Source organism: Flavobacterium sp. JAS, from assembly GCF_020991455.1.
Taxonomy (GTDB): Bacteria; Bacteroidota; Bacteroidia; order Flavobacteriales; family Flavobacteriaceae; genus Flavobacterium.
Window position 1 is genome coordinate 247,670 of the sequence record NZ_JAJMOX010000007.1, and the last position, 12,658, is coordinate 260,327.

Annotated in this window: 10 protein-coding genes; 5 read left to right on the forward strand and 5 right to left on the reverse strand. The window is 34.5% G+C overall.

Annotation, left to right across the window (positions count from 1 at the left end):
- Nucleotides 1-36 precede the first annotated feature (36 nt).
- Both LPB88_RS12200 and LPB88_RS12205 read right to left on the reverse strand, forming a co-directional pair.
- Complete coding sequence (locus tag LPB88_RS12200; protein WP_230715907.1) at nucleotides 37-1,317, reverse strand: DUF5690 family protein; 1,281 nt, start codon at nucleotides 1,315-1,317, stop codon at nucleotides 37-39.
- Between the two features lie 157 nt (nucleotides 1,318-1,474).
- Entirely contained in the window at nucleotides 1,475-4,351 is a 2,877-nt protein-coding gene (locus LPB88_RS12205; RefSeq protein ID WP_230715909.1) for a TonB-dependent receptor, read from the reverse strand.
- Between the two features lie 470 nt (nucleotides 4,352-4,821).
- Here LPB88_RS12205 and LPB88_RS12210 point away from each other — a divergent pair, with 470 nt between their 5' ends.
- Complete coding sequence (locus LPB88_RS12210) at nucleotides 4,822-5,817, forward strand: SDR family NAD(P)-dependent oxidoreductase (protein ID WP_230715911.1); 996 nt, start codon at nucleotides 4,822-4,824, stop codon at nucleotides 5,815-5,817.
- Between the two features lie 223 nt (nucleotides 5,818-6,040).
- Here the strand turns inward: LPB88_RS12210 and LPB88_RS12215 are convergent, their stop codons facing one another.
- The gene (locus LPB88_RS12215) at nucleotides 6,041-7,267 is read right to left on the reverse strand and encodes a PQQ-dependent sugar dehydrogenase (protein WP_230715913.1); all 1,227 of its coding nucleotides are present in this window, start codon (nucleotides 7,265-7,267) and stop codon (nucleotides 6,041-6,043) included.
- Between the two features lie 278 nt (nucleotides 7,268-7,545).
- Here LPB88_RS12215 and LPB88_RS12220 point away from each other — a divergent pair, with 278 nt between their 5' ends.
- Complete coding sequence (locus LPB88_RS12220; protein ID WP_230715915.1) at nucleotides 7,546-8,367, forward strand: AraC family transcriptional regulator; 822 nt, start codon at nucleotides 7,546-7,548, stop codon at nucleotides 8,365-8,367.
- Nucleotides 8,368-8,530: 163 nt separating this feature from the next.
- Here the strand turns inward: LPB88_RS12220 and LPB88_RS12225 are convergent, their stop codons facing one another.
- Both LPB88_RS12225 and LPB88_RS12230 read right to left on the reverse strand, forming a co-directional pair.
- Nucleotides 8,531-9,019: a MarR family winged helix-turn-helix transcriptional regulator gene (locus LPB88_RS12225; RefSeq protein WP_230715917.1), complete on the reverse strand. Its 489-nt coding sequence runs from the start codon at nucleotides 9,017-9,019 to the stop codon at nucleotides 8,531-8,533.
- Between the two features lie 3 nt (nucleotides 9,020-9,022).
- Nucleotides 9,023-9,514: a GNAT family N-acetyltransferase gene (locus LPB88_RS12230; RefSeq protein ID WP_230715918.1), complete on the reverse strand. Its 492-nt coding sequence runs from the start codon at nucleotides 9,512-9,514 to the stop codon at nucleotides 9,023-9,025.
- Nucleotides 9,515-9,953: 439 nt separating this feature from the next.
- On the opposite strand from LPB88_RS12230, the gene LPB88_RS12235 reads away from it, so the two are divergent.
- The 3 genes from LPB88_RS12235 (at nucleotide 9,954) to LPB88_RS12245 (ending at nucleotide 12,621) form a co-directional block, all read left to right on the forward strand.
- On the forward strand, nucleotides 9,954-10,541 hold the full coding sequence (locus tag LPB88_RS12235) for a TetR/AcrR family transcriptional regulator (protein WP_230715920.1): 588 nt from the start codon (nucleotides 9,954-9,956) through the stop codon (nucleotides 10,539-10,541).
- A gap of 77 nt (nucleotides 10,542-10,618) precedes the next feature.
- Nucleotides 10,619-11,431, forward strand: a complete 813-nt coding sequence (locus LPB88_RS12240) for an SDR family NAD(P)-dependent oxidoreductase (protein ID WP_230715922.1) — start codon at nucleotides 10,619-10,621, stop codon at nucleotides 11,429-11,431.
- Nucleotides 11,432-11,589: 158 nt separating this feature from the next.
- Nucleotides 11,590-12,621, forward strand: a complete 1,032-nt coding sequence (locus tag LPB88_RS12245; protein ID WP_230715924.1) for a serine hydrolase — start codon at nucleotides 11,590-11,592, stop codon at nucleotides 12,619-12,621.
- Nucleotides 12,622-12,658 lie beyond the last annotated feature (37 nt).

Consider the following 12,658-nt stretch of genomic DNA (forward strand, 5'->3'; position numbering starts at 1 on the left):
TTTGTTTTTATTCTAATTTTATTTCTTTTCTTTATTTCAAGTGTATAAAGGTGTTGTGGTAATTTTTGATTTTTTTTTAAATTTCCTTTTAAAATAATTAAAAGACATTATAGTGGTGATTATCCCAACAAAGGATAACAGATAGATACAAGTGGTAAAAAAGCTCAATAGCGAAATATTCTTGTCTCCAAAATTTTTGAAAAACAAAACCAGAACGCTTCCTAAATATCCAAAAGCATCGGCGATGTAGATTAAAAATCCGGTGTTTCCGTCAATTTTATACGTGGCAATCATTCGGTCAAAAAACAAACCGTTAAACGGAATATAACAGATGTACATACCAAATCCAGAGATTGTCATCCACGGAAGTGCAGACATCAAATGCTTTTGAAACATAAAAGTTGTTATTCCAATAAGCAGCGATCCAATTAGTAATATTAAATGATAATTTTTGAAAGCTTTATAATTGTTTTTCATGCTTCCTAAAAATCCTAAAATAACCAGAACTAATATCGCAATAGGAATTTCTGAATACATATAAACCGAGATACTTTCTTTATAGCCTAATGAATCCCACAATTCTCTGGCAAAATTATCTCTGAATTCGCGCATTGCCGTAAGCATGGCGTAAAAAACAATAATTATGGTTAATGGAAAAGCAAATTGTTGAAAAAGTGAAACGCGCTCTTTTTTACTAAGTGGTTTTCTTTTTGATTTTAAGGCTAAATCTTCGCTATCAGGATTTGGGATTTTCTCCAAAAACAATGAAAATACAATTAGGGGAATTATAAAAATTAATCCCGAAACAAAAGGCATCCAAAACTCATTGCATCCCAAAACCTTCAAGACAAATACCCCAACAGATTTTGCAGCTCCAGAGGAAACTATAAAACTTGAACAAAGAATAACGCCTAATAATTCGGTAGTTTTTCTCCCTTCGATATACGAGAAAACGATTCCCCAGATCATTCCTAAAGGCAATCCGTTTATGAATAAAAACAAAATATTGTAAGGCGCCGGCACTAATGCAAAACCCAGTAAAGCCAACTCTGAAATGACAATAAAGCTTATTAAATATAAAATTCTCTTAGCCGATTTTAGCTCAGATATGATCTTGATTCCTAAAAATTTAGAAAGTGTATATCCTAAAACCTGAGCCAAAATCAACAAGATTTTATAGTCAATTCCCCAGAAAGCCATGTGGTCAAATGTGGCTACGGTAAAGGGTTTGCGGAAAGCATACATACAAAAATAAGTACCAAATGCCGCAATGGATGTTTTTAATATAAACCTGAAATTAGATGCTTTTTTAGACATTAGTTCTTAAATATTTAAGGTTATAGATGGTTTGGTGTAAAGTTTTAATGTGTGTTTCTCTATAATTTTTTAGAAACTCGCTGGATGTAGTTGATTCAAAAAAAATAAACTGTAAAAATAAAATCTACCAGCATCCAACGAGTTAACTTATAGTTGTCTATAGATTATATTTTAAACCAAGATTGAATTTTGCTCCGTAATATTCTACCTGTTTTGGTCTGTTTGGAGTTTCTCCAAAATGGTACATTAAAGGCTCGTTCAAAACATTATTTACATCACTAAAGATTGTAAAATGCTCTCCTACTTTATAAGAAGCCGAGAAATCAAGTGAGTTGTATTTACCGTAATAAATATCATTCATATCTGTATTCTTGGCATTGGCATCAAAGCTTGTTGCATAAGCTCCTTTATGGTTAAATGCTGCTCTCACGTTAAGTTTTCCCGTTTCATAAAACAATTGTAAGTTGTATAATTCTTTTGCCTGATAAGGAGTTGAGACTTTTCTTCCCTTTGGATTATTAGTGTTTTCCCCCAAAGTCATTTCAGAATTCATAAATGTAGCGTTGATCTGAGTTCCAAAATATTTTAAGAATCCCGGTAAAAAGCTGAATCTTTTTGTGATTCCAAATTCAACTCCGCCAATCCATGCATTTCCGCCATTTGTTGGTGAACTGATTTCGATATCCGGAATTCCGTTTATAGTGCCTTGATAGGTATCATCAAAAATTGGATCTGTAATCGATTTGTAGAAAACACCTGCATTGATTACTCCAACTTCATCCAGAAAATATTCTCCTAATAAATCAAAGTTCCAGGAGTACGTCGGGTTCAAATTCGGATTTCCTCCTGCGTATTCACCGTCAATCGTATTCAATGATCCCGCTGGTGAAATGTCCCCAAAGTTGGGTCTTGCAAATGTTCTGGTTGTAGCAAAACGAAGGTTTAAATTCTCAACAGGAGTATATTTTACATGCAACATCGGCAATACTGATGTATACGTTTTTGTATTCTCGGCATCAACCACTACATTGTTTTCAACTGTTTTACCGGTAACTTGTGTGATTGTATTGGTTGTTCTAAGGCCTGCTAAAATCGTCCATTTATCTGTTATTGAATAAGTTGCCATCGCATAAGCAGACGAGGTAGTTTCACCGACATTAAAGTTTCTGCCTAAACCTTTTCCTAATTCAGGAATTTGAGAATCTGCAGGATTTAAAACCAAATTCCCCTGAGAGGTATTGTACAAATTATTCATTCCATCGGTAGATAAAACAGGTCCAAAAGTGTTTCCTATATTCGTTCCGGTTTCTCTTCTCATATAATCTGTTCCACCTGGCTGATTAATTAAATCTGAACCATAGCTTGATAAATATGGTGTTGGAGAACCTGTCCAATTGTAATACTCATCTCTAAAAGTCGCAATACGGTCTTTGTCTGTTAATTTCGCGCCAAACTTCATTTTAAGATTTTCATTAAAATTGTGCTCGTAGTTTACCGCTGCAATAATATTGTCTCTCTCTACAATGCTAATTTTATAAAGTTCCAATGTAGAAAACTTCATTTTTGTTGGATCGGTTTTAAAATTTGGATCCGAATAAAAATCAAATATTGACTTTGGGTTGTTAGGATCCAGCATTCCGCCATCAGCAGCCCAATACGCTCTTGGTCCGCCAGCTCCGCCATTTGCAACAGGAACCGTGTTTAAATATTCAGGTTTTACCCCAACTCCGCTTTGGTTGAACTGAATTAAAAAATAACTGTTGTCCTGCGCATTTGGAATGTTTCCGTATTTGAATCTGTTTCTATAAGAAGCCAGACTCCAATCTAAATTTCCGTTTGCCAATTGATGTTTTCCACCCAAATCAATACCAATAAATTGTGTCATTAATTCGTTGTGAATATCTTGCTGCTCCACCGTTAAAGCGTTTGTAGTGCTGTTGAATTTGTCAAATCTGATTCTGTGTTTGTAATGCGTTTCAGTATCCGAAAGTCCGCCGTAAGTTGCTTTTAAGAAAATTTTATCTCTCGAAGAAGGATTAAATTCCATAGCACCATTTAAACCCGTTGTTTTTCTAATTCCGGTATAATCTCTTAACTCTAATCTGTAAACTCCCTGATCTCCTTGTCTTCTGGCTTCGTAATTATCTGTTGCCCAGTTTCTGTCCCAGTACGTACCATTTATGATGTAGCCGAATTTTCCGTTTTTACTTTTGTCACCAATGGTAAGGGATCCGCTGTAAATTCCTTTATCTGATTTTTGATTGTATCCGCTAAAAACACTTGCTTTAATGGTTCTTTTTGTTGGAGCGGTCTGCGTTGTAAAATTCACGCTACCACCAATTGCATCACCATCCATATCTGGCGTAAGTGCTTTTGTAGCTTCAACATAAGCGATAAGATCTGACGGAAAAAAGTCGAATGCCGTGGCTCTTGAAGTGGTTTCTTCCTCAGCAGTTGGAATTCTGTTTCCGTTGATTGTAGTGGATGACCAAAATGGCGGTAAACCTCTTACCGAAACAAAACGTCCCTCACCCTGATCTCTTTCGATCGAAACTCCAGGCATACGCTGTACGGTTTCCGCAGCATTACGATCGGGAAGTTTTCCTATTCCATCAGCGGCAATTACATTTACAATGCTCATTGATTTCTTTTGCATATTGAGCGCTCTTGCCTCACTGTTTCTTTGGCTCATTGCGCTTACTACCACTTCGCTTAATTCTTTTGAATTGGTTTCTAAACGAATGATTCCTAAACTCACTTGCTCATTATCTTTAACTTCAATCTTTATATTTTTTGTTTCATATCCTATGTATGCGATTTGTAAATCTAAACTACCAGATCTAACATCCTGAATTGTAAAATAACCACTGAAATCAGTTGTTGCTTTTTGATTGTTAGATAATATAATAGTTGCTCCCGGCAATGGAGATTGTGAGTCGGTAACGGTTCCGCTTATTGTAGCTTTTTGCGCGGTCATGTTCTGCGCAAAAAAAGCAATCGAAAAAATAAAAATTGCCTTGTAAATAGTTTTCATGGTTATTTTGTTTACAAATATTAAATTTATTAAAGCAAATAAACAATGATTTTTATAAATAGTAAATAAATGAAAATTATGTAATTGTTAAAGAAAAGCAAATTTCCTGGCTCGCTTTGTTAAGAATTTGTAAAAACTAAAAACACTAATCAATTGAAAATGATATCAAAAATCCTTTAATTACAAGGCAAACAGCAGCTTTTGAAGAGTATTTTATACAAAAGAGAAAACGATTTCCAAGCAAACATTCCTTAACAATTCCATTTTGAAATCGCTTACTTATTTACAAATAGTAAACTTTTTGAATAATATTTTACAAATTTGAGCTATGCCATCTTCAAAATACCAACTCAAAACCTTTTGAAATAAAATGACGTTTTAAACAAAGTAAAATGACATTCTAAACAAACTCCGTCTCTTATCTTCCCTCTAATTTTGCCTTATAACAATTAGATAAAAAATACACAAAAATGAAAACAAGCAATTATCAGGGAGCTTTCCAAAAACCAATTGGTTCTGGATTCAATGCAAAATCAACTACATCCGAAGTTATTAAAGGAATTGACCTTACGGGAAAAATTGCCATTGTCACCGGCGGAAATACCGGAATTGGCTTAGAAACTGTAAAAACTCTGGCAAGCGCCGGCGCAACAGTAATTGTTCCTGCCAGAGATATCGACAAAGCAAGGAAAAACTTAGACGGAATCCCCAATGTAGAATTAGAAACTATGGATTTAATGCATCCTGATTCTATAGAGGCTTTTGCTCAAAAATTCCTTTCCTCTCAAAGACCTTTACATATACTGATTAATAATGCCGGAATTATGTGGGTTCCGTATCGTCGTGACAACCGCGGAATCGAATCGCAATTGGCTACCAATTATCTAGCTCAATTTCAACTTACAGCAAGATTATGGCCAGCGCTTAAAAAAGCCAAATCTGCCAGAGTAATTAGTGTATCATCACAAGGACATCAGTTTGGTACTTTTGATTTTGATGACCCTAATTTTTTATACAAAGAATATGAAACCCTGCAGGCTTACGGACAATCAAAAACGGCTTGTAATTTATTTGCTTTAGAATTAGACAATCGCGCTCAAGCGTTTGGCGTGAGATCTTATTCGCTTCATCCGGGATCTATTAGTGGTACCGAACTTGCCAGAGAAGCCTCATTAGAATTATTCCAAAAAATGGGTTTCTGTGATGCCGATGGGAATATTCTACCGGAAATCGTAGCCAATTTAAAAACGATTCCGCAAGGCGCAGCTACAACGGTTTGGTGCGCAACGAGTCCGCTTCTTGATACTATTGGAGGTGTATATTGTGAAGATGTTGAAATCGCGTCTATTTCAACTGAACCCTCTGTAACTCCGGGCGTAAAATTATATTCGCTTGACCAGGAAAATGCCAAAAGATTATGGTCATTTAGTGAAGAAATGACAGGAATAACTTTTGATGTTCTTTAATGTGAAATATCTTTTGTGAGATGAAAGATGTTAAATAGTTAAGTTGCCGTTGTTTATAGGCGGCAACTTTCTATTGGATAAAGGTTGTTTCTTTGTTTATTTTAAATTTCAGAATAATTGTGATTTTAGTCAATTTGACTAAGGTTTTTTGTCTAACAAAAAAAATGGCGCTATACAGCACCATTTTTTGTATTCTTTTATAAAAGAACGTTGAAATTGATTCTTATTTTTTGTCGATTTTATACAACCTTCCACCATCGGTAATGGCGTATAAAGCTCCGTCATTTCCTTGTGTTACATCTCTAAAACGTTGGTTTTCTGAAGCCAGAAGTCTTTCTTCACCAATTACTTTATTATCTTTTATAGCAAGACGCACGATATGCATTCCGCTTAAAGCGCCTATGAAAAGATTATTTTGCCATTCAGGAACGCGATTACCAGTATAAAAAGTCATTCCGCTTGGCGAAACTACCGGATCCCAATAATAAACCGGTTGTTCTAAACCATCTTGTTGCTGAATTCCTGCACCAACTTTTTCTCCGCTATATTCGATTCCGTATGTAATTGTTGGCCATCCGTAATTTGCACCTGCTTTTATACGGTTTATTTCATCTCCACCTCTTGGTCCGTGCTCTGCCAACCAAATTTCGTTTGTCACGGGATTAAGTGCTAAGCCTTGTGGATTTCGATGACCATAACTATACAATTCCGGTAAAGCTCCACTTTGCGTAAAAGTAGGATTTCCGCTTGCGGGCTGCCCATCTTTTGTTATTCTGATTACTTTTCCCAAACCTGTTGCAACAGATTGTGCCAATGGTCTTGTTTCTAATACAGAACGTTCTCCTGTACTTATTACAAGAGAACCCGTTTTATCAAAAAGAATACGTCCGCCATAATGCAGCGTACTTGCGTTGGCAGGTTTAGCTCTGTAAATTACGGTTGCTCCTTCGATTGTTTTTTCGTCAGCTGATAATTTTCCTTTGGCCACAGCGGTATTATTTCCGCCTGTTGTAGCTTCTGCAAAAACCCAATAAATCATACGATTTGCAGTAAATTCCGGATCAATAGTTAATCCTAATAATCCACCTTGTCCGGCAGCATTAACAGCAGGAATACCAGTTATAGGAGCACTCAAAACTCCGGCTGTAGTTGCAATACGCATAGTTCCGGTTTTCTCGGTAATTAATAATCTGCCATCGGGAAGACTTTTTATTCCCCAAGGACTTGTTAAGCTTGTAGCAAGAACAACTCCTTCATAAGGTGTATTGGTTTGAACGCCATTTATACGGGTTTGCCCTTCGAATGCAGGTTTGTAAGTTGTGTTAGGGGCATTTGCTTCTACAGGAGTTGTGATTGTACCTGGATTTGAATCGATATCTTTGTCCTTTGAGCAACTAAATAAGGTCATTAGCACGCTCGAAACAATAGTAATTTGGTTAATAGTTCTCATAGGTTTGGGGCTTTAATGATTAAAAAAAATACAAATAGTAGATGTTTTAATTTACAACAAAACAAAAATCTTAAATTAAAATTAAAAAAAGTTATATAATTTATGAGAAAAGTTATACGATTATACTCTTTTAAATATAAATTTTCTATCTCTTAAGGATAGATTAGATAAGATTAAAAGCTAAAGAACAGAAAAAATTTAAATCCTGTGCAAATGTCTCTAACTTTGTGAAACTTCATATATTTCGATTAAAATATAACATCTCATCACCACAACAAATGGAATACGAAGCAAAATATATAACCCCAGATATCAAGCTTTCTTGTTATGAAGATAAGTTTTTTAAATCTGATATTATCTTTGATCAGCACATGTTGGTTTGGTTTATTTCGGGTGAAACTAAGATTGTGCAAACAGATGGAATCCATATTTTTAAGAAAGGAGATATTTTTCTGATTCCCAGAAATCAGTTGGCAACGATAATAAATTATCCAAAAGACGGGCAACCTCATAAAACCGTCGTTATGCATTTGTCTACCGAAAAACTGAAAGATTTCTATGCAAAACTAGATGTAAAACCCAAAACCAATATTCAGCCAAAAATATATTCTTATAACAATCATCCATTACTGGAAAGTTGTCTTGCGTCGTTAATTCCGTATTTTGAGATGACAACGCTTCCCGAGAATATCGCCGACTTAAAAATAACCGAAGCTATTAGTATTCTCAGATCAATTGACAGCAAAATAGATAATATCCTGGCAAATTTTGAAGAACCGGGAAAAATAGATTTGGTTAATTTTATGGAACGTAACTTTATGTTCAATATGCCACTGGAAAGATTAGGATATCTAACAGGCAGGAGTTTGTCGACTTTTAACAGAGATTTTAAAAAGTCTTTTAATACTACTCCTCAAAAATGGCTGACTAAAAAACGGCTCGATCTGGCACATTATCAACTGACTAAAAACAAGAAAAAAACAATTGATGTTTGTTATGAAGTGGGTTTCGAGAACCTATCGCATTTCTCTTATGCTTTTAAAAAACAATTTGGTTATACTGCAACAGAATTACTTCGTGTGGATCATCAAATAAATTAGATAACTATAACATTTTAACACATAGAAACATAGAGTTTGAACTGTGATAAAACACGTTTCACTTATTTAAAAGGCACATAACTCGCTATATGAAAGAAATGAATTTCTTTTTTATATTCTTTTTTACACCTAAAAATCTATGTTTCTATGTGTTTAAATAATATTACTGATCTTCATTTTTGCTCTTTAATTGTAAAGCTCTTTGCAAAAAACTCTGATGTAAAATCTTGTTTTCGGCCTCGTCAATGGCTTTGAGCAAATTATTCTGATTGTCGGCAATATCAGAAAGAACTTGCGTCATTACGCCCCAAACAGGTTCCATTTGCGAGATAAGCTCCTGCCCTTTTATGGTTAAAACTATCAGTCGTTTGCGCTCGTCTATTTTATCTTTTTTGGAACGAATCAGTTTTTGTTTTTCCAATTCTTTTAGCAAACTAATGGTTGAAGGATGTGTATAACCAATCTCATTTGCAATTTCAACAACGCTTAAAACTCCTTTGTGATGTAAAGTATAAATCACCGGAAACCATTTAGGCTCAAAGTCAATTCCGTATGATTTATAAAATAAGGCCCCGTCTTTACGTAATTGCTCACTCAGACGCTGCAATCGTGTCGAAATAGCTAAAATTCCAGATTCGTTAATAATATTCATTCCTTATTTTTTTAGTTGTAAATGACAAAATACATTGTCGGCGCTCATAACCGGAAAAGTTGTTGGAAGCGATTCTTTTGCAATGCGTACAAAATCATTTCTTTCGTAGAAACGCAAAGCAGCTTCCAGTATCGTTATTGTTCCCAAATATAAATCATCAATTTGATTTTCTTTGCAATAATCAATCAAAGTCTCTAATAATTTCTGCGCAATGGAGAACTCTTTTCCGCGGAATTCCTTTTTTACAAACATCTTTCTTATTGCAGCTTCACTGTCATTAAACTTCACTAAAGCAATTGTACCAACCAATTCATCATTAATAAAAGCGCCCCAGAATCCACCACCACTGGCATAATAAAAGTTTGTTATATTCAATAAATCCGGTTGATCTTCTAATGTAATAGGAACATTAAACTCCTTCTGCTGAATGCTTAAAACTAAATCTACTACAGCATCTGCATATTTATTTTCAATTGGGATAATTATCGGTTTCATATCAATAAAATTAAAACGCAAAACTACGTAGTTAAATACATAAATAAAAATATTTTATGATTTATTTGCTACTAAAGTACTAGGAAACAAAGTTTTATTTTAGAAGAATCGCGCAATCCCGATAGCTATCTGGAGCTAAGTCGCAAAGTATTTGTTTCTCGCAGATTTAGCAGATCAAGCAGATTTTTTTCTAATCTTTAATCCTTTAATCTGTGGCTATAAAAATAAAACTTTGCGGCTTTGCGGCTTTGCGCGGCTAATATTTACAGAAAACACGATTAAAACTGCACAATCGATACAAAACCAAAAACTTTGTGTCTTAGCGCCTTCGTGGCAATAATACTTTACTCAAAATGTGAAACTTATCACAAAATTTAAAAAAACATTTGTATACATGACCAATCGGTCATATATTTGTCCTTATAAAATGAAAACTGCCATGACAAAGGGAGAAGAAACCAAACAATTCATTCTGGAAAAAGCTGCGCCCATATTCAATACAAAAGGGATTGCCGCTACAGCTATGAGTGATATTATGGAGGCTACCAAATTGTCGAAAGGAAGTATGTATGTTCATTTTGAGAACAAAGATGTATTGGCCTGCGCTGCGGTCGATCATAATATGAAAATTCTGGGTGATAAACTTATAGCTCAAATAAGCAAAGCAAAAACTGCCAAAGAAGAATTGTATACCTACATAGAATTCTTTAGCAATGCTGTAAACCCACCCCTTACTGGCGGTTGTCCATTATTAAATTTTGGTACAGAAGCTGATGATACTAACCCAGTTGTAAAAGAGAAAATAAATAAAGGAATTCAACTCAATCAACAATTATTAGAAAATAGTATTACTAAAGGAATTGCCAACGGAGAATTTAAAGCTGATTGGAACGCCGAGGATTTTGCAACGGTAATCTTTGCCATGATGGAAGGTGGTCATTTAATGTCAAGAATGTCAGGTAATAATGATAAGATGAAAGTAATCATTAAAACCTTAAAAAATTTAATAGAAGAAAACAGCATATAATTTTTTTTAACCAAAAAATGACCGTTCGGTCATTTAAAACAAAAATCATTTTACAATTAACAATTAAAAAAAACACCATGTCAAAAACAATTTTAATTTCAGGATCAACAAAAGGATTTGGAAGAGCCTGGGCAGAAGCATTTTTAGAAAAGGGATATAAGGTAGCTGCAACAGCCCGAAATATTGAATCTCTTGGGGATTTAAAAGCTAAATACGGAGATGCTATTTTACCTCTTACCCTTGACGTAAACAATCGCGAAGATTCGTTTGCTGTCGTACGAAAAGTACAAGAACATTTTGGAACTATCGACATCCTGATCAACAATGCCGGTTATGCTTTAAACGGTGCTGTTGAAGAAGCGAGCGAAAAAGAAGCAAGAGCACAATTTGAAACTAATTTCTTTGGAACACTTTGGTTAACACAAGCCGTTTTGCCAGTGATGAGAAACCAAAAAAGCGGTCATATTATACAAGTTTCTTCTATTTTAGGAATTACAACTTTACCAAATTTAGGTCTTTATAATGCCACAAAATTTGCTGTAGAAGGTCTTACTGAAACACTAACTCAAGAGGTAAAACAATTTGGAATCAATGTTACTTTGGTTGAACCAAACGGTTATGTTACTGATATCTGGGGTAATGGATTCAACAGCGAAAGCATTGCTGCTTATGACGGAATTAGAAAAGCAATTGCAGAAGGACATGATCCTGATACTTTTGGAAAAACAAGCGCTACTGTACCAGCAATTATTAAACTAGTTGAAGCAGAAAATCCACCATTACGTTTATTCTTAGGAAAAGTTGCTTTGCCATTTGCAAAACAAACTTACGAACAAAAAATTGCCACTTGGGAAGAATGGAATGACGTTTCTGTAGCTGCACACGGATAATTAAGTCCTGCATTTATAAAAGATAAAACTGCGTAAAATCAAATAAATTTTACGCAGTTTTTTTATGTTCTTCTCTCATCCTTTTTAATTACATTTTTAAAAACTCATCTTTAAAAAGAGTAATTTTATCTTCTGATTTTAGTAAAAGGACTTCAATTATGTATAAAAAACCCTCATTTTTAGTACTTGCGATATTCATTTGTCTTCTTTTGAATTCTTGCCAAAAGGATCCGAAAGACACTATCTCTAAATATTATAACAACGGAAAATTTAATGGTGCGGTACTAATTGCTAAAAATGGCACAATTGTTTGTGATACCGTTTTGGGTTATGCTAATTTTAATTCTGGTCTAAAATTAAAAAAGAATTCTGCCTTTTACATAGCTTCCTTAAGCAAATCCTTTACGGCTGTTGGTATGATGCAGCTTGAGCAAAAAGGCTTACTGAAATACGACGATCACGCGAGTAAATATGTAACTACATTACCCAAATATGCACAATCAATTACACTCAGAGAGCTTCTTAATCATACCTCTGGCATTAAAGATTACGAAGAAATATTATCAAACAAAAAAGGATTAACCAATCAGGATGTGATCAAATGGCTTAATGAGCAAACACATTTAGAATTCACCCCCGGAAGTCAATTTGAATATAGTAACAGCGGTTATATTATTCTATCGTTGGTTATCGAGAGTATAACCAAAGAATCTTATGGGAATTTTTTGCACGAAAACATTTTTGGCCCTTTAAAAATGCAAAACACAATTGTCTACGATCAGTCAAAACCTAAAATTGAAAATAAAGCCATTGGTTTTGACCAAAACAAAAAACTCGACGATTATTCGATACAGACAACCGGAGATGGCGGCATATACTCAACCGTCGAGGATTTATACAAATTTGACAAAGCCTTAAGAAATAATTCGATCATCAATAAAGCCAATACAAATCTAATGTACATACCTGGTTTAACATCAGAGGAGAATCAAAATCAATATGGTTTTGGATGGTTTATAAACACTACTGATGGTCAAAAAATTGCGAGTCACACTGGCGGATTAAATGGTTTTAGAGCTGTTTTTTGGAGAGATTTAAAAAACAATACCGTCATTATCGCACTAACCAATCAAGGAGATGCATTTCCGGTAAATGATTTTTTGAACGATTTGATTCCTTCTCTAAAATAAAACATCAAAAAGGAATAAACATTCTGAAAATTATTCC

Excerpts from the sequence above, each read along its gene's own strand:
- LPB88_RS12245 (WP_230715924.1), top strand. The coding sequence starts at position 11,590 with ATGTATAAAAAACCCTCATTTTTAGTACTTGCGATATTCATTTGTCTT.
- LPB88_RS12230 (WP_230715918.1), bottom strand. The coding sequence starts at position 9,514 with ATGAAACCGATAATTATCCCAATTGAAAATAAATATGCAGATGCTGTA.
- LPB88_RS12215 (WP_230715913.1), bottom strand. The coding sequence starts at position 7,267 with ATGAGAACTATTAACCAAATTACTATTGTTTCGAGCGTGCTAATGACC.
- LPB88_RS12225 (WP_230715917.1), bottom strand. The coding sequence starts at position 9,019 with ATGAATATTATTAACGAATCTGGAATTTTAGCTATTTCGACACGATTG.
- LPB88_RS12210 (WP_230715911.1), top strand. The coding sequence starts at position 4,822 with ATGAAAACAAGCAATTATCAGGGAGCTTTCCAAAAACCAATTGGTTCT.
- LPB88_RS12200 (WP_230715907.1), bottom strand. The coding sequence starts at position 1,317 with ATGTCTAAAAAAGCATCTAATTTCAGGTTTATATTAAAAACATCCATT.
- LPB88_RS12240 (WP_230715922.1), top strand. The coding sequence starts at position 10,619 with ATGTCAAAAACAATTTTAATTTCAGGATCAACAAAAGGATTTGGAAGA.
- LPB88_RS12235 (WP_230715920.1), top strand. The coding sequence starts at position 9,954 with ATGACAAAGGGAGAAGAAACCAAACAATTCATTCTGGAAAAAGCTGCG.
- LPB88_RS12220 (WP_230715915.1), top strand. The coding sequence starts at position 7,546 with ATGGAATACGAAGCAAAATATATAACCCCAGATATCAAGCTTTCTTGT.
- LPB88_RS12205 (WP_230715909.1), bottom strand. The coding sequence starts at position 4,351 with ATGAAAACTATTTACAAGGCAATTTTTATTTTTTCGATTGCTTTTTTT.